The sequence below is a fragment of the Fulvivirga maritima genome, from assembly GCF_021389955.1.
Classification (GTDB): domain Bacteria; phylum Bacteroidota; class Bacteroidia; order Cytophagales; family Cyclobacteriaceae; genus Fulvivirga; species Fulvivirga maritima.
This window is the reverse complement of record NZ_CP089980.1, coordinates 6,208,220-6,226,555: the sequence shown is the minus strand read 5'-3', so window position 1 is coordinate 6,226,555 and position 18,336 is coordinate 6,208,220. Positions and strand designations below refer to the sequence as shown.

The window sequence follows — 18,336 nt, the reverse complement described above, 5'->3', positions numbered from 1 at the left end:
CAATAATTAGAAGTTATGATGAGTAATCGAGAGGTTTAAAATCTTCACTCATAAAAAAAACATCATTTTCTAAGTAGGTGTCTGTCTTAGTTAATTTGCCTTCTGGAGAATAGGTGTACACATATTTGTAAATGTTTTTAGAATAGAAGTTTTCATTAATATGGAAGTATAAAGTGGATTCTGTTGCTTGTTTAACATGTTCACCTTCCATGGTGTACTTAATTTCACATAGAGTTTGAATATCTTGACTTTTTAGACGTAGGTCATAATTAATTAAGCTATCAGGCAACCCATTCTTTAATGAAAGTGTTGCTATAGAATCCAGCTCATTTCTTTGGGAACGCTTGGTGAAAGCTTGTATTTGATGAGGTTCATATTTGAATACTTTTGTTAAAGTGATTTTGTCGTTATTTACCTGTTCAATCATGCAAATTCTTCCCTCGGCATCTAGATAGTGCTTACAGCTTTTATCGGGTTCAGGAGTGAGAGATGCACCGGTAAGGCGGATAAAATCAGAATAAGGTGCATGTTCTCTATGACATTGTTCGTATAACAACGGTTGTATGTAAAAATGAAAATCAGATAAGTAACAATGGCTGGTGCTTACTTCTTTGGCTTCTGAAACTAGTTTTTGCCATTCCTCGGGATCTACCTGACAAGCTTCATTCATTTCAGCTATAATGCGTAAGTATTCATCTGGAATTTGACGACTTTCTAAGTAAGCTTGCTGTTTACCCCATAACTTTTGCTGTACCTCTTTGCTTACAGTAAGTGGTAGCATTTCATCTAAATCTACAGCGTCCATATCAAACACAGTAATGTGAAAATCATCAGCTATATCCAGGTGTTGATTGAAAATCTCGTAGAGCTCTGGTGATTTGCAAATGTCACTGTACACAGTTCTGGCCAGCGTTACGGCATCTTCATATTCCAATGTTTCACTGATGTGTTCGTTTAGAATGTCAAACTTATCACTTCCTTCACTATTTAAGTCAAAATAATATTCATCACTTTCCGAAAAATATAGCAGATCGGCAGCTGAATAAGCTAAAAGCGGGTCTTCTTCTCTATCAGCCTCTTCTTGTGTGGCTAAAGCCAGGATGGGAGGGAAGGCAGCATCAAAAACATATTCAAAGAGGGCAAAGGCGATTTTCCCTTTGAATAGATGGCCTTTTTCCTCCATCATTTTACCTACATTGGCAATTACCTGGGCCTTTACTTCCTCAATAATCTGAGAGATGTCTTTATCAAGGTTTTCGCTGTTGTGCACCTCTATGCCGTCTTCATTAATTATTTTATCAACAATGACGTTTTTGTAAGTGACCAGGTATTTTTCTGTTCTTATCAATTCATCGTCGGGAGAAAATGATGACACGTTTACATGGCATGGGTGGTCTTCATTATCTTCCCATTTATAATCATAAATCTGATACCCATATAAGTATTTTATATATTGCAAAGGAGATCCTTCTTCATTTCTACTAAGGTATTCAATGAATATGGGCCTAAAAGTATCAGCATTTATATATACATGGTAGCGCCATGATTCCTTTTTCAGAATGCACAAATACAGAATCATAATAAACATCTTCTCCAAAATACTGGCGGGTATGTAAAAGCTTACCATTGCGGATAAGTACTATGTGTTTTTCATCAGATTCCACCTCTTCTAAAGTGGGGAAGAACTCAATTTTTTTTCTGGAAAAGTTTTGAAACTCACAGTTAAACTGCTCTAACGAGAAAAAGTCATAACCAGCATAGGCCACCAAGGCATCTTCTTCTTTAAGGTTAATTTCTAACTGCGTTTTGTAGATTTCTTCTAAATTATCGAATCGTTTTTTTATTTCTTCTATTGCCATGATTTGTGCTTTAATTGCGCTTTGCCGTTTTACTTCCAGAGGTTGTAACAAAGCTATTGGAGCAATATTTCTAATCCATCACCAGAAAAGGGTATATGCAAAAATCATTATAACTGTTTTGGACTATTCCTAAATGTTAGCAGGAGCGTCAAGTCAATTTATATGAGCTAAAACTTTAAGTCAAATACATTTATGCACCGCAGTCATTTCGAGACCTAACATTTGTCTCAACCGCACCAATAGAATTGACATAATCTACTCCCTAAAATCCAGGGCATTTCGACGGCAGGAGAGATCTGCTTATTGGTTTAAGTAAAGCTTTTCATACAGCTGTTTGCTTGTTTAATCCACTGCCTCTATTTCATAGCTGAGGTTCCTTATTTTTTTACAATCGATCAAAAAAGTAACAAGAAAAAGCTACATTACTTCTGAGCTCAGGCGTAGCTCTAGTAGCATTTGAAAGCCGTCATTCCTGAATCATGGAGCATAGCGCAATGATATCAGGAATCTCACTGTTCGGTTAGTGTTAACTGAACAGCGAGATCCCTGCTCTTCACTTCGTTTCGGCAGGGATGACGATAAATGATGATAGTACTTATAATGGTTATTGCGAACGAAACGAAGTGTAGTGAAGCAATCTCGAAGTTGCTTCTGCAGTCAGTCGAGATACAGTATTTCATAGTTTCGAGATTACTTCGGCATATCTTCCTCGTAATTACCAGATAGGGAAGGTGACGATCACACTCACCGAGTCACACTGAGCCCCGTCGAAATGTAGACGATCGGTACTGATTCATGATTTAATTACATCTCAACTGTTTTGAGCTTTTCATATTACCTACAAATTACTTATACTGTCAATGGTACAAAAGGATTGAAAAGTGATGAAATGAAGTAATTTCACTTCATGTTTGATCATTCAGTTAAATAATGCCTCTCAAAACTTCCATTACATTATCAGCTACTATCTGGTGGCCTTTTACGTTAGGGTGTATGCCGTCAGCCTGATTGAGGTTGCTGTCTCCAGCCACATCTTCTAGTAAAAAAGGAATGAGGGTGGCGTTATTTTTCTTAGCTATCTGAGGGAATATTTTTTGAAATTCTGCACTATATTCTGGCCCCAGGTTAGGAGGTACCATCATGCCGGCAATGACTATTTTTACGTTAGGGTTTTTCTTTCTCACCTTGTCTATAATGCCTTGCAGGTTTTTTCTGGTCTGATCTAGGGGCAAACCTCTTAGTCCGTCATTAGCGCCAAGCTCAAGTACAAAAATATCTACTGGCTGCTTTAGTATCCAGTCGATTCTTGAGAGGCCGCCAGCAGTGGTTTCTCCACTAAGGCCGGCATTAATTACTTTATAGTTTTTATTACTGGCTTCCAGCTTATCTTCTACCAGGGCAGGAAAGGCCTGCTCTTTAGATAAGCCATAGCCGGCAGTAAGGCTATCGCCAAAAAAAATAATGGTTTTTTGATCAGTATTAAATGCCGATAAAACAAAAAATCCTGTGATCAGTATATATATAAGTTGTTTCTTAAACATAATGATAGTAATGTCAGTGTTTTACAGAGGTTGGTTCCTCAATTTTTAAACCAAAAAATGCAGTTGCCGATAGATGGCTGTCATTTTCATGTTTAAACGATCATATCGTCAGCTTGTTTTAAAAATACTATGTCGAAAATACTTATTGTAGAAAACCTTACAAAATCATTTAACTCATCAGGTAAAGTCCTCACCGTGTTAGATGATGTTTCTTTTACCGTGGAAGAAGGGGAGAGCATGGCTATTGTGGGGCCATCAGGGAGTGGCAAAACTACCCTTTTGGGGCTATGCGCAGGGCTTGATGTGTCTACCTCGGGTTTTGTTTCATTGGTAGACATGAAGCTTAATGCCTTAGATGAAGATGATCGGGCTTATGTCAGGAATCAGCATGTAGGCTTTATATTTCAAAATTTTCAGCTATTACCTACGCTTACTGCCTTGGAAAATGTAACGGTGCCTTTGGAGCTACGCGGAGAAAAAGTATATAAAGAAAAAGGACGTGAGCTGCTTGATCGTGTGGGGCTGGGCGATAGGATGGATCATTACCCTTCTCAGCTTTCTGGAGGGGAGCAGCAGCGTGTGGCTATGGCCAGGGCTTTTATTACGAACCCCAAAATACTTTTTGCAGATGAGCCTACTGGCAACTTAGATGAGGAAACGGCAGAAAAAGTTACGGAGTTGCTTTTCAATATCAATAAGCAGGAAGGCACCACGCTGGTAATGGTTACACATAACCTGGAGCTGGCAGCACATACCGAACGCATACTTCAGATTAAAGGAGGAAAATTGGTGTCTGACAAAAAGAGTAGTGAGGTTTCCTAATGGAGTATATCATTAAAATTAAAAGGAAAAAGCCGTATGCACTTAGAGATAAGTGGGTGTGGAAAATGGCTTATAGAGATGCCAGAAAGAACTTTGGCAGGTTGTTTCTCTTTGTATTATCGATAGTGATAGGCATAGCCGCACTGGTATCTATCAATTCATTTAATATCAACCTGAAGCAAAATATTGATGATCAGGCCAAAGAATTACTAGGTGCTGATTTGGTAGTGGAGGGCAATAGTGCTTTTGAAGAAGCATTGATGCAAACATTTGACTCTATTCCTTCTCAGCAGGCCTCGCAGGCTTCTTTAGCTTCAATGGCCATGTTTATGACCAGTAGCCCGGGTACCAGACTAGTTCGTGTGGTGGCGATTGAAGGCGATTTTCCTTTTTACGGAGACCTTGAAACTTCACCCTCAAATGCTATGCAGCTGGTGCAGGATGGCCGCTACATTATGGTAGATAAAAACCTGGCCAGTCACTATGATGTGAGCTCTGAAGATTCTATAAAACTGGGCACGGTGACCTTTAAAATAGCGGGAGAGGTAAGGCAAATACCCGGTGGTGGAGGTGTACGTTCTACTTTTACACCTTCGGTTTACATATCAAAGCAATATTTAGATTCAACAGGTCTGGTACAGTATGGAAGCAGAGTAAGATATAGCCAGTTTTTTAAATTTGATAGTGAAAAAGAAACTGCAGAGGCCGAAGCATATTTAAAACCCATAATCAGGCAATATGGGCATTCGTTTGATACCGTACAGGAGAGAAAAGAAAGCTTGGGTAAAGGAGTCCAAAACCTTTATCGTTTCTTTAATTTACTGGCCTTCATTGCGCTCATTTTAGGGTGTATTGGTGTGGCCAGCTCAGTACATATTTATGTAAAAGAAAAGCGTGAGAGTGTGGCGGTACTTCGTTGTATTGGAGCTACGGGTTGGCAGGCTTTTAACATTTTCTTTATTCAAAGCATAGTGGTAGGTATGATCGGTACGGTGCTGGGCATAGTGCTGGGAGTGGCCATGCAGTTTGCTTTGCCTCCATTGCTGCAGGAGTTCATTCCTCTTGATCTCAATTTGCAGATTGCCTGGGAGTCAGTAGCTGAAGGGCTGGTACTGGGATTAATAATCACGGTGCTGTTTTCTACGTTGCCTCTCAATGCTGTACGTTTTGTACCTCCGTTAAGTGTCTTGCGGTCAGGTTTTTCAAAAGAAAGAATGGCTTCACGCCTTAGATGGGCGGTAGTGGGCTGTATATTGTTGTTCCCATTTGCGTTTGCCAGCTATCAGTCGAGCAGTTTTCTTATTGGAGGGGCCTTTTTTCTGGGTTTATTGGTCGCCTTTGCTTCTTTAGCAGGCATGGCTCATTTACTTATGAAGTTGGTACGCAGGTATTTCCCGTCGTGCTGGAGTTTTGTATGGAGACAAAGTTTAGCCAATCTTTTCAGGCCAAATAATCAAACCTCTGTGTTGATAGTGGTAATTGGGCTGGGGGTGTTTATGATAGCTACGCTCAATATAGCGCAGTCTAACCTGCTCAATCAGGTAGAGTTTGTAGGACAGGAAAACCAGTCTAACACCATTCTTTTTGATATTCAACCTCCGCAGAAAGAGGAGGTGGTGAAGTTAACAGAAGAGCATAATTTGCCTGTGCAGCAGGTAGTGCCTATTGTTACTTGCCGTATTAGTGAAGTGAATGGAAGAACAGTTACAGAAATAAAAAATGATACTACTGATAACATTAGAAACTGGGCTGTTACCAGAGAGTATAGGGTCACTTATCGTGATTCTTTGAGCTCAGCTGAAGAAATAAAACAAGGTACAGCTCAGCACCTTTCAAATGACTCTATTTATGTAAGTATATCTGAGGGTATGCAGGAAGATCTGGATGTAGAAATAGGAGATACCATAGTGTTTGATATTCAGGGAATACCTATGACCACCTATATCAGTGGCATTAGAGATGTGGAGTGGCAGAAAGATCCGCCTAATTTCATTTTTGTATTTCCTAATGGCGTGTTAGAAGAGGCGCCCCAAACCTATGTGCTCACCACCCGGGTAGAAGATGATGGTAAGGCCAATGCTTTTCAAAGGCAGCTGGTAACTATGTTCCCTAACATATCCTTGATAGATCTGCGATTAATTCTGGCTACAATAGATGAATTCTTTGGGAAAGTTTCTTTTGTTATTCAGTTTATGGCGCTTTTTAGTATTCTAACAGGGTTGGTTGTATTGGCCGGAGCGGTGATCAATAGTAAATACTTAAGGCTTAAGGAGAATGTGCTACTCCGAACCATAGGAGCGGCTCAAAAGCAGATAGTAGGTATGACCTTGCTGGAATATGCCTATCTGGGATTCTTCGCTGGCTTGGTAGGCTTGCTGTTAGCAGTGCTTTCTGGTTGGTTATTAGCACTTTATTTCTTTAAAGTAGTGTTTATGCCTAATTTCTTGGAATTGCTTTATATCTGGGTAGGCGTAACGGCGCTTACTTTGATAGTAGGTTGGTTCAATACAAGAGATGTTATTAATAAGTCACCGCTGGAAGTGTTAAGAAAGGAAGCTTAGGAAACTAATAGTTAATTCTGTACTTTAAAGCCATGAATCTGCGTGAGATCTTAGCGATTGTAACTCTATTTTTGGCGATTAATTTATCAGTTACAGCAACGGAAAATCCGGGGGTTAGGTTTGTTGAAAATAAGGGTCAGTTCTTAAAAAATTCGCTTTACGGTGCTGATATAAGTAACGGTACAGCATACTTTGGTAAGACCGGTTTTTCTTATGTTTTTTGGGATGGTGAAGCCATTCACAGGAGGCATGCCGGCTATGAAGAGAAAAACTACCAGGCAGCGGGCTTTTCTGAAGAAAACAATGGTCATGATCAGGTGAAGATGCACGTGGTTAACGTGGCCTTTAAAAATGCAAATACAGAACAGGTAGAAGCCACCTCTCCTTTTACTACCCATTATAATTATTACTACGGTACTGATTCACGAAAGTGGGTGAGTAAGGCTAAGGCATTTCAACGCTTGCACTATAAAAGTATCTATGATTATACTGACATGGAGTTATATTCTCAAGACTCTTTCTTGAAATATGATTTGCTTGTAAAGCCTGGGGGAGATCCTGATGACATTCAGCTAGAATATTCAGGTATGGATGATATTTATTTGCAGCAAGGCAGCTTAATATTAGAAACTTCTGTAAGCAAAATAGAGGAATACAAGCCTTATGCCTATCAAATGGTAGGAGGGGAGAAGCAACAAGTTGCCTGTGAATATATTCTGGAGGGGAATACACTTTCGTTTAACTTTCCTTTAGGTTATGATGAAAATAAAGAACTCATAATCGATCCTATTTTAATATTTTCTACTTATTCTGGTTCTAATGCAGATAACTGGGGTACCACCGCTACTTATGGTGAAAATGGAAAGCTCTATTCTGGAGGCATAACCCATCATTATAGAAATGAAAGATATATGGGCGAATTTCCGGCTACACCGGGAGCATTTCAAACCGCATGGGGAGGCAACTGGGATGTTGCTATTTTGAAATATGATTCTACAGGCAGTAACCTGGAGTATGCTACCTACCTGGGTGGCAGTGGATCAGAAGTGCCTCAAAGCTTAATTATTAATAGCCAGGAAGAACTGGTGATATTTGGATCTACTAACTCAACAGATTTTCCCCTCACGGCCAATGCTTACCAAAAGAACTTTCAGGGAGGAAGTGCAGTGTTTTCAATTATTGGAGAGGAGTTTTCTGATGGATCAGATGCTTTTGTGGCTAAGCTCAGCAAAGATGGTAGTCAACTGACCGGAAGCACCTATTTTGGTGGTAATGGAAATGATGGTATAATGAGAGGCTTAAATCCATTGGCACGTAACTATGGTGACTCTCAGCGCGGAGAAGTATATGTAGATGATAAAGATAATGTTTTTATAGGAGGAGTTACTTCTTCTAATGACCTTTTTAGTGCCGTTACCTCTTTTAATAACAGCTATGGTGGAGGTGAAGTGGATGGTTTTTTAGCCAAATTTAATGAAGATCTTAGTGCCCTGGTCTGGGGCGGTTATCTTGGTGGCAGTAGCTCTGATGCTACTTATTCAGTGAAGGTGAATGACCAAGGGGTATATGCAGCAGGAGGCACTAGTAGTACGGATTTTATTATGGAAGGTAATGGCCTGCATACCAACTTGGCGGGAGGTGCTGATGGGTGGGTGGCACATGTTAACTTGGCGGGAGATTCGCTGCTTGCCACTACCTACTTAGGTACTACCGATTATGATCAGGTATTCATGGTGGATTTTGATAGCGATGGATTTATTTATGTACTCGGCCAGACCAGAGGGATGTACCCTGTTACTCCCGGCAAATACTCCAATGGAGGTGGCGGTCAGTTTATTCATAAGCTATCGGCAGATTTGTCTACTTCTATATTTTCTACCATGTTTGGTACTCCGGGTAGGTTCACACCCAATATATCGCCCACTGCCTTCTTGGTAAATGATTGTAATAACATGTACATAGCAGGGTGGGCTAATACCACTATACCCGGCCAGAGTGAAGATGATACATTTTCTTCTAATAACTGGCCGCTTACGGTTTCCGGCCTACCTACTACTTCAGATGCTTACCGGGAGAGTACTTCAGGGTCAGATTTTTACTTGATGTCTTTAGATGCAGATGCTAGTTCACTTTTATTCGCTACCTATTTTGGAGGTGAAAATTCTGCAGTGCATGTAGATGGCGGTACCAGTCGTTTTGATAGGCAAGGAATAGTTTATCAATCGGTGTGCGCCAGCTGTGCAGGAGGTTCTAGTTTTGATGTTACCGAAGGAGCCTGGTCTGAAGTGAACGGCGCTAATCAAGGCTGTAACAATGCAGCTTTTAAATACGATATGGCATCATTAAGAGCCGTTATCCAAACCAATTCGCTGGAGCTGGATAACCCGGGCTTGAGAGAAGTATGTATGCCTGATCCTATTGTTTTTGAAAACCTCAGTGTAGGGGGAGAAATCTATGAATGGAATTTTGGAGATGGCGAAGAGCTTTCAGTAGAAACTACAGATCCTATACCTCATTATTATCAAAACCCAGGTAAGTATCGTGTCACGCTCAGAGCCATAGACCCTACTACCTGTATAGGAGAAGATGTTATGGCTGTAACTGTAGATGTATATCTATCTAGTTTAACAGTAGGAGAAGGAGGGGATATTTGCTCTTATAATAGCTTTCGCCTCACCGCAGAAGGAGGAGTGAGCTACCAATGGTTTACTGCAGATGGTACATTTAATTCTTTTGAAAAATCGCCTGTAGTTTCTCCTAATGACACCACTACCTATTGGGTAAACATGGTAGATAGTAATGGGTGTACAGCATCAGACCAGGTTACCGTTAATGTGATTCCGGCTTTGGATATTTCCTTTTCTGCAGAGAAAATATATGATTGTTTCTCGAGGCCTTCCGTTCGATTAACTAATACTTCCTCTAATGGATCTGGTTTTGTGTGGTCTTTAGGAGATGACACCGAGATAAAAGATGAGCAAATTGTAGACTATAGTTATGCTAAAGATGGTGATTATACCATTAGACTTAGTGCTATGAATGAGTTTTGTGTTAATGAGGCCACAGCCAGTTATTCCTTTTATGAACTTAAAGTGCCTAACGTAATTACTCCGGGTCTTAAAATGGATAATGATTATTTCGAAATATTGCCTGAGGATGTTTTAAAGGCCTTAAAGATTTATAACCGTTGGGGTAAGTTGGTTTATGAAACCAGTGATTATCAAAATGATTGGCAGGCAGAAGGCCAGGTTTCAGGAGTATATTATTTTGAGGCTTCTATTGATAATGAGTACACCTGCACGGGTTGGCTCCACGTAATTAAATAGTAGAAAATAAAAAAAGGATCGGAAAGCTCCGATCCTTTAAGGTTAACAAACATGATGTATATTATTCTACAATCATACTTCTGATTTCAGCTACTTTAGAAGTAATTTCTTGAAGCGTAGCATCAGTAAGTACAAGATCAGCTCTGTTATTTTTGATTTGCTCTTCGATATTCAGCTTTTCATAATCAGCCTCTAAAGCTTTAAGCTTAGTGCTAAGTTCAGCAACAGGACCGCTTTTATCAAGTGCGTCTATCATTTTAGAAAGATCTTTTACTGATTGCTCTTGTTTTAAGATTACATCGATAAGTGGAGTAAGTACCAAATTTCTTTTGTCTTCAGGAAGAATATCAGTAGGGTAAGTTTTTACCAAACCAGTAGAGATATAAAGGCCTTCTACAAAAGAACCTGCTACTACTAATGCTGCTAATTGATTTCTGTCATCATCTTTTAAATAAGACTCTGTTTTGTCAATGGTAGAGTTGATAAGTATAACCAGAGAATCTTTTCTAGAAAGATTATCCTCAAATCTTTTCAAAAGTTTGCTGTCTATAGCACCTGTAACACCTAAGTTATCAGATAATTTTTTAGAAGAAGAAATGTAGGTTAGGGCATCCTGTGCCTTATCATAAGACACTAAGTAGCCAATATCAGTAGCATAAACTCCCAGGTTTAAAGCTGCTTTGTCGTTAGTAGATACATAAGAATCAGCTTTATCAGCAGGGTTGATAAGTGATCCGTTGTATTCTGCACCTGTTCTTTCAAGTAAGGTAGGTATTTCTGAAGGAGATGGTATCTCATATACTACCTCTTCAATTTGCTCTTTTAATTCTGGTTCAGCTGCTTCAAGTTCTTCAGAAGCATCTCCAGCTTCTTTTTCTGTTTTTTGACCACAAGATGTGAGTCCAAAAATTATTAGTAGAGTGAAAAATGCAGAACCTAATTTTTTGTAATTCATAGTGTTATAGGTTAATAAAAATGAAACTCCAATTTTAATATTTTTTTTGTATGAATGAAACATCTATCTATGTTTTTTGCTTTATCTATGAGATGCGGCCAAATATTATTTTGTGTGTACGGATAGCCTGACGAAGAGGAGTATAGCCCCTTTTTATAACCAAAGGATTATAGTTAATGTCAAAATGATTTAAGCTAGTAATAAATAGGATATTTTGTATATTATTTGAAATGTTTTTTAATCTTAGTTGGATTCATGTACGTTAATAAGTAATATCGCTGCAAATTTAATGATTTGAAATCCGGAGAATGAATAGTAAATGTGCGGATATTGTCATGTTGATAGATGACAATGAAATAGATGTTTTTATTAATCAGAAAGTGATAGAGTTTGATCAATTTTCTGAGAAGGTAATTACCTGTTTTTCAGCCAGGGAAGCACTAGACTATTTATCAAACACAGAATCTAACCAGATGCCGGATATCATATTTCTGGATTTAAACATGCCGGTGATTGATGGCTTTGAGTTTTTGGAAGCATATGCCACATTTCCTGAGGAAGTAAGGAAACACATCACCATAATTGTACTCACCAGCTCAGATAATGACTTTGACAAAGAACGCATAAGTGCTAATTCTGATGTGCTTTTATTCCAATCAAAGCCGATTACGGAAGAAAAGTTAAATAAAATCAGAAAACTTCTGAAATAAGCCTTTTTGGCATCGCCTTTGTCTTTATAGTTACAAAAAAACAACTATGAAACGACAAGACAGAAGAAACATCAAAGACTTACAAAAAGACCCAAATGCGTTACTGCATATACAACATATAAGTGAAGAAGATCCGGCATCAATCACTTCTACACCTAACTATAGTGCTGAGCAATCTGCCTACGGTCAAAATCCGTTAAGTTCAGAATTTGTGAATAAAGATAATGTAAGGCCAGATAGGCCATAAGCATTAGCTTACAGCAACGCTCTCAAGAAATTCAGTGAAGTTAGAGTCGTGCTCCAAATGCAGCTTTTTCCTAATTCTGTAGCGAGCCGTCTCTACTCCGCGAACGGAAATATTGAGTAAAGGAGATATTTCCTTATTAGTAAGATTCATTTTAATAAAAGCACATAAACGAAGTTCTCGTTGAGTAAGATCAGGGTATTTGGCTTTTAGGTTAGCAAAAAAGTCGTGGTGTACTTTTTCGAAATTGGATTCAAAAACGTTCATGTATTCCACACCTATAACATGGTCGTTAAGCTTGGCATACATACTCTGAAGTTTTTTTCGTGATCCTTCGGTTTTAACCTGGCTGCGAAGTGTTTTTATATCCTCCTGTATCTCAGAGAAAATTTCCTTTTTCTTTACCAGTAGCATGGTGTAATTAGCCAACTCCTTACTTTTATGAATTATATTTTCCTGTAGAATTACCTTATCACGGTTTATTTTATCCTTTTCGGCTTTTAACTTAAGCTGATCTACTTCTAACTCAAGTAGCTTTTTAGCTTGCTGTTCTTCAGCCCTTGTTTTAGCATTTTCCTTAGCTATTTTCTTTTTAACCCATTGGATTATAAATGCTGCCAGCCCTGCAGCTATTAAAAAGTAGGCAATGGCAGCCCAAATAGTCTGGTACCATAGAGGCAATATTTCAAAAGAAATAGAAGCAACATCTCCTCTAGTACCTATCAGGCTCCTGCTTTTCACCTTGAAGGTGTACTTGCCGGGCATAAGGTGAGCGTATTCTTTATAGGAAGCCAGATCCCAGTCAGACCATTTTTTATCTACTTCTTCTAGTTTGTAGGAGTATTGAATATCAGCATCATTTTGCATTTGGGGTACAGCAAAGTCAAAACGCAGCGTATTAGTCCCGTTCGGTAAAACCACTCTGCTGTCGCCATTTAAAGTCAGGCTTTTCTGAGTTTCTCCTTTATAATACTGTGCGCTGGTAATCATAGTATGTGCTTCCTGAGCGCGGTCTTTATAAGTAAGGTCAAAGAGATAAAGGCCTCTTTTGGTACCTAGCATTACCTGATCCTGACTAATGGGCAAGATGCACTCCATGCCACGGTTAAAGTCACCTTTAAATTTCAGGAAGTAGCCCTTTTCAAATTGATCAGGAGATTTGGTAACAAAATAGCCCGCTTCATCATCTTGAATGAACCAGGTCTTATCTTCATGCTCTATGAGTGTGCGGGTATTGTAGGTAGAATCAAGTATGGAATTAAGCGGCTGGTAGGGCTCAAACTGATTGTTATTTTGGTTGTATGTGAAAATACCTTCGTCGGTGGTAAATACAATCTGGTCTTGCCATTTAGTTACATTAATGCTGTAAGGATAGGTAAAACCATTTTGAGTAGTAAAATGCTCTACGGAGGTAACTCTGGTGTAGCCTGGATCCATTTTTATCTTAAACACCCCTTTAAAACCATGGCAAACCCAGTAGGTGCCGGGAGTTTCGGTTTCTAAAATATCCCTTGTTGATTCGTCAAAACCTTTAATTCTATTTTTATAGGTCCAATGGCCATTCTTTTTTTCTATAACTAAAAGGCCATTATAAGTGGCGGCAAGAAATAGGTTTTCGTTCTCCTGGGTGGCAATGGTTTTCCATATGCCTGTTTCTTCTCCCACTTTGGTGGCATTGCCATGGTTAAGTATAAAAATGCCCTTGTCATGACTTGCCAGTATGTCTCCGCTACGTTTATCTATTGACCAAGCCTGTCCTTCAGTGCCTGGTATTTGTGTGAAAATGGGCTTTTTAATATTGATAGAGTCCGAATAAAAAATTCCCTGATTGGTAGCCAGATACATTTCACTATTATTGATGATGACATCATAAATATTAGCCCCTTCAAAAATGGCTGAGATGGGAGAGTTGAAAGTGATGTAATCCAGCCCACGGTTGAGTAAGGCCCATAAGTTACCTTGCCGAGTCTGATACAGGTTAATCACACTCCTGTCTTGTAAGGTAGGTAAGTAATCGGATTTATTTAATATAAGGCCTTTTTGATCCATTTTAAGGATACCTTCACTCAAGGTGGCCAGATAATAAAAGCCATCTTTACCTACTATGGCCGATTCCACTTGATTGGTCCCCTTATCGAAGATTTGATGACTGAATGTAGAAGTGCCTTTTGTTAAATCTAAATTGAATACTTTACCGGTTTTACTTATCCCAAGTACTTCTTCGCTATTAGTAATGGGGAGCAGAGCAATGAGCTCTTCTTGTTTTATCTGTGCAAAAGTGAGGCACTGCTGAAGCTGCATGTTTTCAAGGTTCAGCCTGAAAATACCTTCGTTCAGGTCATGCACATAATAATTGTTGTTTACTACGAAGGATTTAACAAAATAGCTTCTGGAGGGCAATTGAGTAACCTTATTGCCTGAAATGGCTATCAGTTTACCAAAGCTTCTGAAAATGACGGTAGATTTTAAAATATGGACCTCCCAAAGGTTTTCTATTTTACTGTCATTAAATTTTAAAGTGTCAAAGAGTGATTGGTAATAGTAGTTTCCCGTTTCATCTTTCTTGATCAGCCCGAATTCATTAAAAGCACCTGCATAAACATTACCAAGAGAATCTGCAGCAAGGCACCTGATTGATGAATTATTGGGAATGCTCACCTTATGCCAGGTTTCTCCATCAAATATGATGGCTCCATCATTATTACCAAAATAAAGAATGCCATTATTGTCTTCACATACGGCCCAGAATTGTTGATCTGCCTTGAACTCTTTTTGAGTATAGTGCACTATGCCCGGCTTACCGGCAATTTCACTCGCAAGCTCTTGAGCTTCTGTAGGTGAAAAAATGAGCACTAATAAGATGAAGAGTAGTGCGATCCTATATTTTAAAGTAGTTGATAACATTTGCTTATTGGGGGAATTATCAAACGATTGCGGCTAATTTAATAATTATTACCAAAAAATGTATTTCTATTTAATAAATAGTGGCCTGTGAAGTAAAAAGGCGTAGTGTTAATCATTTGATAAACAGATAATTAAAATATTTTGAAGTATTGTTGGCGAAGTACATTTTTTGAATGGTGTAATTGAAGTGTAGTGCTATTTTTTGTGCAGGAAATAAGTAGAGATATATTGCAGTGTCATTTACTTTTTAATCAACGAAAACGATTGCGAAATGACACCCAATTACTAAAAACTTAACCCTTATTTGTATGAAAATAAAATGCTACTTATTGATCAGTTTTTTAGTACTGACACAATGGGCTTTTGGGCAGTCTACCATCACCGGGACAGTGGTGGACGGAGAGACTTCAGATCCAATACCTGGTGTAAATGTGTTAGTAGAAGGTACCTCAAAAGGTACAGTTACCGATATTAACGGAACTTTTTCGCTTAATGTAGAGTCTGGTAAAACCCTGTTATTTTCTTTTATTGGATATGAAACTCAGAAGATAGTAGTAGGAAATCAAACTCAGATAAACATCTCTTTATCACAAGATGTAGAAACGTTGGAAGAGGTAGTAGTTGTAGGTTACGGAGAGCAAAAGAAGAAAGTGGTAACCGGTGCTATTTCCAGCGTTTCGGCTGAAGACCTTGAATCATTACCTATTAATAACGTAGGCCAGGCACTTCAAGGAAGAACGGCTGGTTTAACTATGGCTGCTCCTTCTGGTCAGCCTGGCTCAGTGGCTACCATTAGAGTTAGAGGTATTACTACACTTAATAACAATGATCCGCTGTGGGTAGTAGATGGTGTAATTGTAGATAATGGTGGTATTGGCTACCTGAATCAATCTGACATTGAATCTATTGAAGTGCTGAAAGATGCTGCATCACAAGCTATTTATGGAGCACGAGCCGCTACTGGCGTTATTTTGGTTACCACTAAGTCTGGTAAAAAAGGAGGAATAAAGGTAAATTATAATGGTTATTATGGAACCTCAGCACCAGCAAGAAAACTAGATTTACTTAATGCACGCGAATATGCTACCTTAAGAAATGAATCGTCTTTAGCAGCAGGGGATGGGATTGTCTTTGAAAATCCTCAGGAGTTAGGTGAAGGTACTGACTGGCAAGATCAGATATTTAATAACGACGCCAGAAGACAAAACCATGAAGTAAGTATTAGCGGTGCTAATGATGTATCTGACTTCTATCTTTCGTTTGGGTATCTTGGTCAGGATGGTATAGTAGCCACTGATATTTCAAAATATGAGAGATATAACGTAAGATTAAATTCTACTCATAAAATTAAAGACTGGCTTACTGTAGGTCAGAACTTAGGATACTCTCATGAAAAAAGTGTAGGCCTTGGAAATACTAACAGTGAGTATGGCGGCCCACTTAGTTCGGCTATCAACTTAGATCCTACTACCCCTGTTTACGAAACCGATCCTGATAGATTAAATTCACCCCTTTATCCTGATGATTCTCTTAAAGGAGTAATGGCACCTAATGGGCTGTATTATGGTATTTCTGAAGTGGTAACTCAGGAAATGGCAAATCCACTGGCTTTCATACAAACAAGACTTGGAAACTACAACTGGTCTGATAATATAGTGGGTAATGCTTATGTTGAACTTACACCTATAGAAGGTTTGAAAATTAGATCTACCATAGGTACTAAGCTAGCTTTTTGGGGAAGTGAGAGTTTTACTCCAGAATTCTATTTTAATCCTTCTAATTACAACGCAAGAAATTCTTTTGGAAGGAGTGTAGATCGAAAAAGAGATTGGAATTTAGAAAATACTATATCCTATTCTAAGAAAGTAGGGGATCATGATTTTACGGTATTATTAGGTCAAGGAGCTTATAGAGATAGTTATAATACCTCTGTAAACTTATATGCTTATGATTTACCTATTAATAGTTTTGATGAGGGTTCTTTAGGATGGAATTATTTGCCTAAAGACACTCGGGGAGGTGGAGGAGAAGCTGTTCCTCATAAAGTAAGTTCATTATTTGCCCGTGTTAATTATGACTATAAAGAGAGGTACATGCTTACGGCTGTTATTAGGAGAGATGGATCTAGTAATTTTGGTAAAAACAAAAGATATGGCTATTTCCCTTCATTGTCTTTAGGCTGGAATGCTTCTGATGAGCCATTTTGGCCAAGAAATGAAGTCGTTAATTTCCTTAAAGTAAGAGGAGGTTATGGCGTAGTTGGTAATGATAATATTGGACCATTAAATTTTGTGTCGATTATTGGAGGGGGTAGAAATTATGCTTTTGGTAATAATATTTCCCAAGGTTTTAGTCCTAATGCTCTAGCAAACCCTGACTTGCAATGGGAAGAAACTACACAAATAAATGTTGGATTTGAGGCAACCGTACTGCAAGATTTCAGTGTTACTTTTGATTGGTACAAGAAAATAACAACAGGTATTTTAAGAACCCCGGACATCCCAGGCTATGTAGGTACTGTGAGTAATCCTGCTGTGAATATTGGCGATATGGAGAATAGCGGTGTCGAGTTAGACTTAGGTTATTCCAAACAAATAGGAAAATTAGGTATTACTGTTAATGGAAACGTTTCTTACCTCCATAATGAGGTGACTAACTTAGGATCACGCAATTACTATGATGAGGCTTCTTTCCAAGGTAGTACAGATCCTATTACAAGGATTGCTGTTGGCCAACCAATTAGTTCATTTTATGGATACAAAATAATTGGTGTTTTCCAAAATGAAGCGGAGATAGCTAGTTATACTAACTCCGAAGGTCAGGTAATTCAGCCAGATGCTGTTCCTGGAGATTTTAAATGGGCTGATTTGGATGATAGTGGTTCTATTGATACAGATGACAGAACATTTTTAGGTAATTCAATTCCAAACTGGTCTTATGGGTTAACTGTGAAGTTGAATTATCAAAACTTTGATTTCACTGTATTTGGTCAAGGTGTTTCCGGAAATCAGATTTTTCAGGGTTTAAGACGGTCAGATATTAAGGCTGCAAATTATCAAAAAGCCGCTTTGGGCAGATGGACAGGAGAAGGTACTTCTAACAGTTATGCCAGGTTAACTGATAAAGATGATAATTATAATTTCGGGAGACCTTCTGATTTTTACCTGGAAGATGGAGATTACTTCCGCATTAAGACTGTTCAGCTGGGCTATACACTCCCTAACAGTATGTTGTCAGATGTGGGTATTACCAGTGCTAGAGTTTATTTGATGGCTGAAAACTTATTCACTTTCACTAAGTACACTGGTTATGATCCTGAAATAGGTGGAGGTGTAATGAGTATTGACCGTGGAATTTACCCTCAGGCAAGATCTTTCATGGTAGGTGTGAGTGTGTCTTTTTAAGACCTTTTAT

11 protein-coding genes are annotated in these 18,336 nt (G+C 38.7%); 6 read left to right on the top strand and 5 right to left on the bottom strand.

Translation table 11 applies throughout. The features are described 5' to 3' along the window. Window positions 1–13: 13 nt before the first annotated feature. From LVD15_RS25980 to LVD15_RS25970, 3 genes are all read right to left on the bottom strand, one after another. Complete coding sequence (locus LVD15_RS25980) at window positions 14–1,579, bottom strand: hypothetical protein (protein WP_233778098.1); 1,566 nt, start codon at window positions 1,577–1,579, stop codon at window positions 14–16. Then, on the bottom strand, window positions 1,515–1,859 hold the full coding sequence (locus LVD15_RS25975; RefSeq protein WP_233778097.1) for a hypothetical protein: 345 nt from the start codon (window positions 1,857–1,859) through the stop codon (window positions 1,515–1,517). The genes LVD15_RS25980 and LVD15_RS25975 overlap by 65 nt, the downstream gene beginning before the upstream one ends. A gap of 923 nt (window positions 1,860–2,782) precedes the next feature. Then, entirely contained in the window at window positions 2,783–3,400 is a 618-nt protein-coding gene (locus LVD15_RS25970; protein WP_233778096.1) for an arylesterase, read from the bottom strand. Between the two features lie 129 nt (window positions 3,401–3,529). Between LVD15_RS25970 and LVD15_RS25965 the strand changes: the two genes are divergently transcribed. Genes LVD15_RS25965 through LVD15_RS25955 form a run of 3 tightly spaced genes read left to right on the top strand, consistent with a single transcriptional unit; the run spans window position 3,530 to window position 10,109 of the window. Further along, window positions 3,530–4,222 (top strand): ABC transporter ATP-binding protein, encoded by a 693-nt coding sequence (locus tag LVD15_RS25965; protein ID WP_233778095.1) that lies wholly within the window; start codon window positions 3,530–3,532, stop codon window positions 4,220–4,222. Then, window positions 4,222–6,783: an ABC transporter permease gene (locus LVD15_RS25960; protein WP_233778094.1), complete on the top strand. Its 2,562-nt coding sequence runs from the start codon at window positions 4,222–4,224 to the stop codon at window positions 6,781–6,783. Before LVD15_RS25965 ends, LVD15_RS25960 begins: the two co-directional genes overlap by 1 nt. A 32-nt stretch (window positions 6,784–6,815) precedes the next feature. After that, window positions 6,816–10,109, top strand: a complete 3,294-nt coding sequence (locus tag LVD15_RS25955) for a DUF7948 domain-containing protein (RefSeq protein WP_233778093.1) — start codon at window positions 6,816–6,818, stop codon at window positions 10,107–10,109. 61 nt (window positions 10,110–10,170) lie between these two features. Here LVD15_RS25955 and LVD15_RS25950 read toward each other — a convergent pair whose 3' ends face one another. Further along, complete coding sequence (locus LVD15_RS25950) at window positions 10,171–11,064, bottom strand: hypothetical protein (RefSeq protein ID WP_233778092.1); 894 nt, start codon at window positions 11,062–11,064, stop codon at window positions 10,171–10,173. A gap of 308 nt (window positions 11,065–11,372) precedes the next feature. Here LVD15_RS25950 and LVD15_RS25945 point away from each other — a divergent pair, with 308 nt between their 5' ends. Together LVD15_RS25945 and LVD15_RS25940 are read left to right on the top strand one after the other, a co-directional pair. Continuing rightward, window positions 11,373–11,774: a response regulator gene (locus LVD15_RS25945; protein ID WP_233778091.1), complete on the top strand. Its 402-nt coding sequence runs from the start codon at window positions 11,373–11,375 to the stop codon at window positions 11,772–11,774. Between the two features lie 46 nt (window positions 11,775–11,820). After that, window positions 11,821–12,021, top strand: a complete 201-nt coding sequence (locus tag LVD15_RS25940; RefSeq protein ID WP_233778090.1) for a hypothetical protein — start codon at window positions 11,821–11,823, stop codon at window positions 12,019–12,021. 3 nt (window positions 12,022–12,024) lie between these two features. Here LVD15_RS25940 and LVD15_RS25935 read toward each other — a convergent pair whose 3' ends face one another. After that, a complete protein-coding gene (locus LVD15_RS25935; protein ID WP_233778089.1) occupies window positions 12,025–14,922 on the bottom strand; it encodes a helix-turn-helix and ligand-binding sensor domain-containing protein in 2,898 nt (965 codons plus the stop codon). A 308-nt stretch (window positions 14,923–15,230) separates the two neighbouring features. Between LVD15_RS25935 and LVD15_RS25930 the strand changes: the two genes are divergently transcribed. After that, the gene (locus tag LVD15_RS25930; protein ID WP_233778088.1) at window positions 15,231–18,326 is read left to right on the top strand and encodes a SusC/RagA family TonB-linked outer membrane protein; all 3,096 of its coding nucleotides are present in this window, start codon (window positions 15,231–15,233) and stop codon (window positions 18,324–18,326) included. Window positions 18,327–18,336 lie beyond the last annotated feature (10 nt).

Bases quoted from the DNA above. Each gene is read 5' to 3' on its own strand.
- LVD15_RS25960 (WP_233778094.1), top strand. From the start codon at position 4,222: ATGGAGTATATCATTAAAATTAAAAGGAAAAAGCCGTATGCACTTAGA.
- LVD15_RS25955 (WP_233778093.1), top strand. From the start codon at position 6,816: ATGAATCTGCGTGAGATCTTAGCGATTGTAACTCTATTTTTGGCGATT.
- LVD15_RS25930 (WP_233778088.1), top strand. From the start codon at position 15,231: ATGAAAATAAAATGCTACTTATTGATCAGTTTTTTAGTACTGACACAA.
- LVD15_RS25950 (WP_233778092.1), bottom strand. From the start codon at position 11,064: ATGAATTACAAAAAATTAGGTTCTGCATTTTTCACTCTACTAATAATT.
- LVD15_RS25940 (WP_233778090.1), top strand. From the start codon at position 11,821: ATGAAACGACAAGACAGAAGAAACATCAAAGACTTACAAAAAGACCCA.
- LVD15_RS25975 (WP_233778097.1), bottom strand. From the start codon at position 1,859: ATGGCAATAGAAGAAATAAAAAAACGATTCGATAATTTAGAAGAAATC.
- LVD15_RS25935 (WP_233778089.1), bottom strand. From the start codon at position 14,922: ATGTTATCAACTACTTTAAAATATAGGATCGCACTACTCTTCATCTTA.
- LVD15_RS25965 (WP_233778095.1), top strand. From the start codon at position 3,530: ATGTCGAAAATACTTATTGTAGAAAACCTTACAAAATCATTTAACTCA.
- LVD15_RS25980 (WP_233778098.1), bottom strand. From the start codon at position 1,579: ATGATTCTGTATTTGTGCATTCTGAAAAAGGAATCATGGCGCTACCAT.
- LVD15_RS25970 (WP_233778096.1), bottom strand. From the start codon at position 3,400: ATGTTTAAGAAACAACTTATATATATACTGATCACAGGATTTTTTGTT.
- LVD15_RS25945 (WP_233778091.1), top strand. From the start codon at position 11,373: ATGAATAGTAAATGTGCGGATATTGTCATGTTGATAGATGACAATGAA.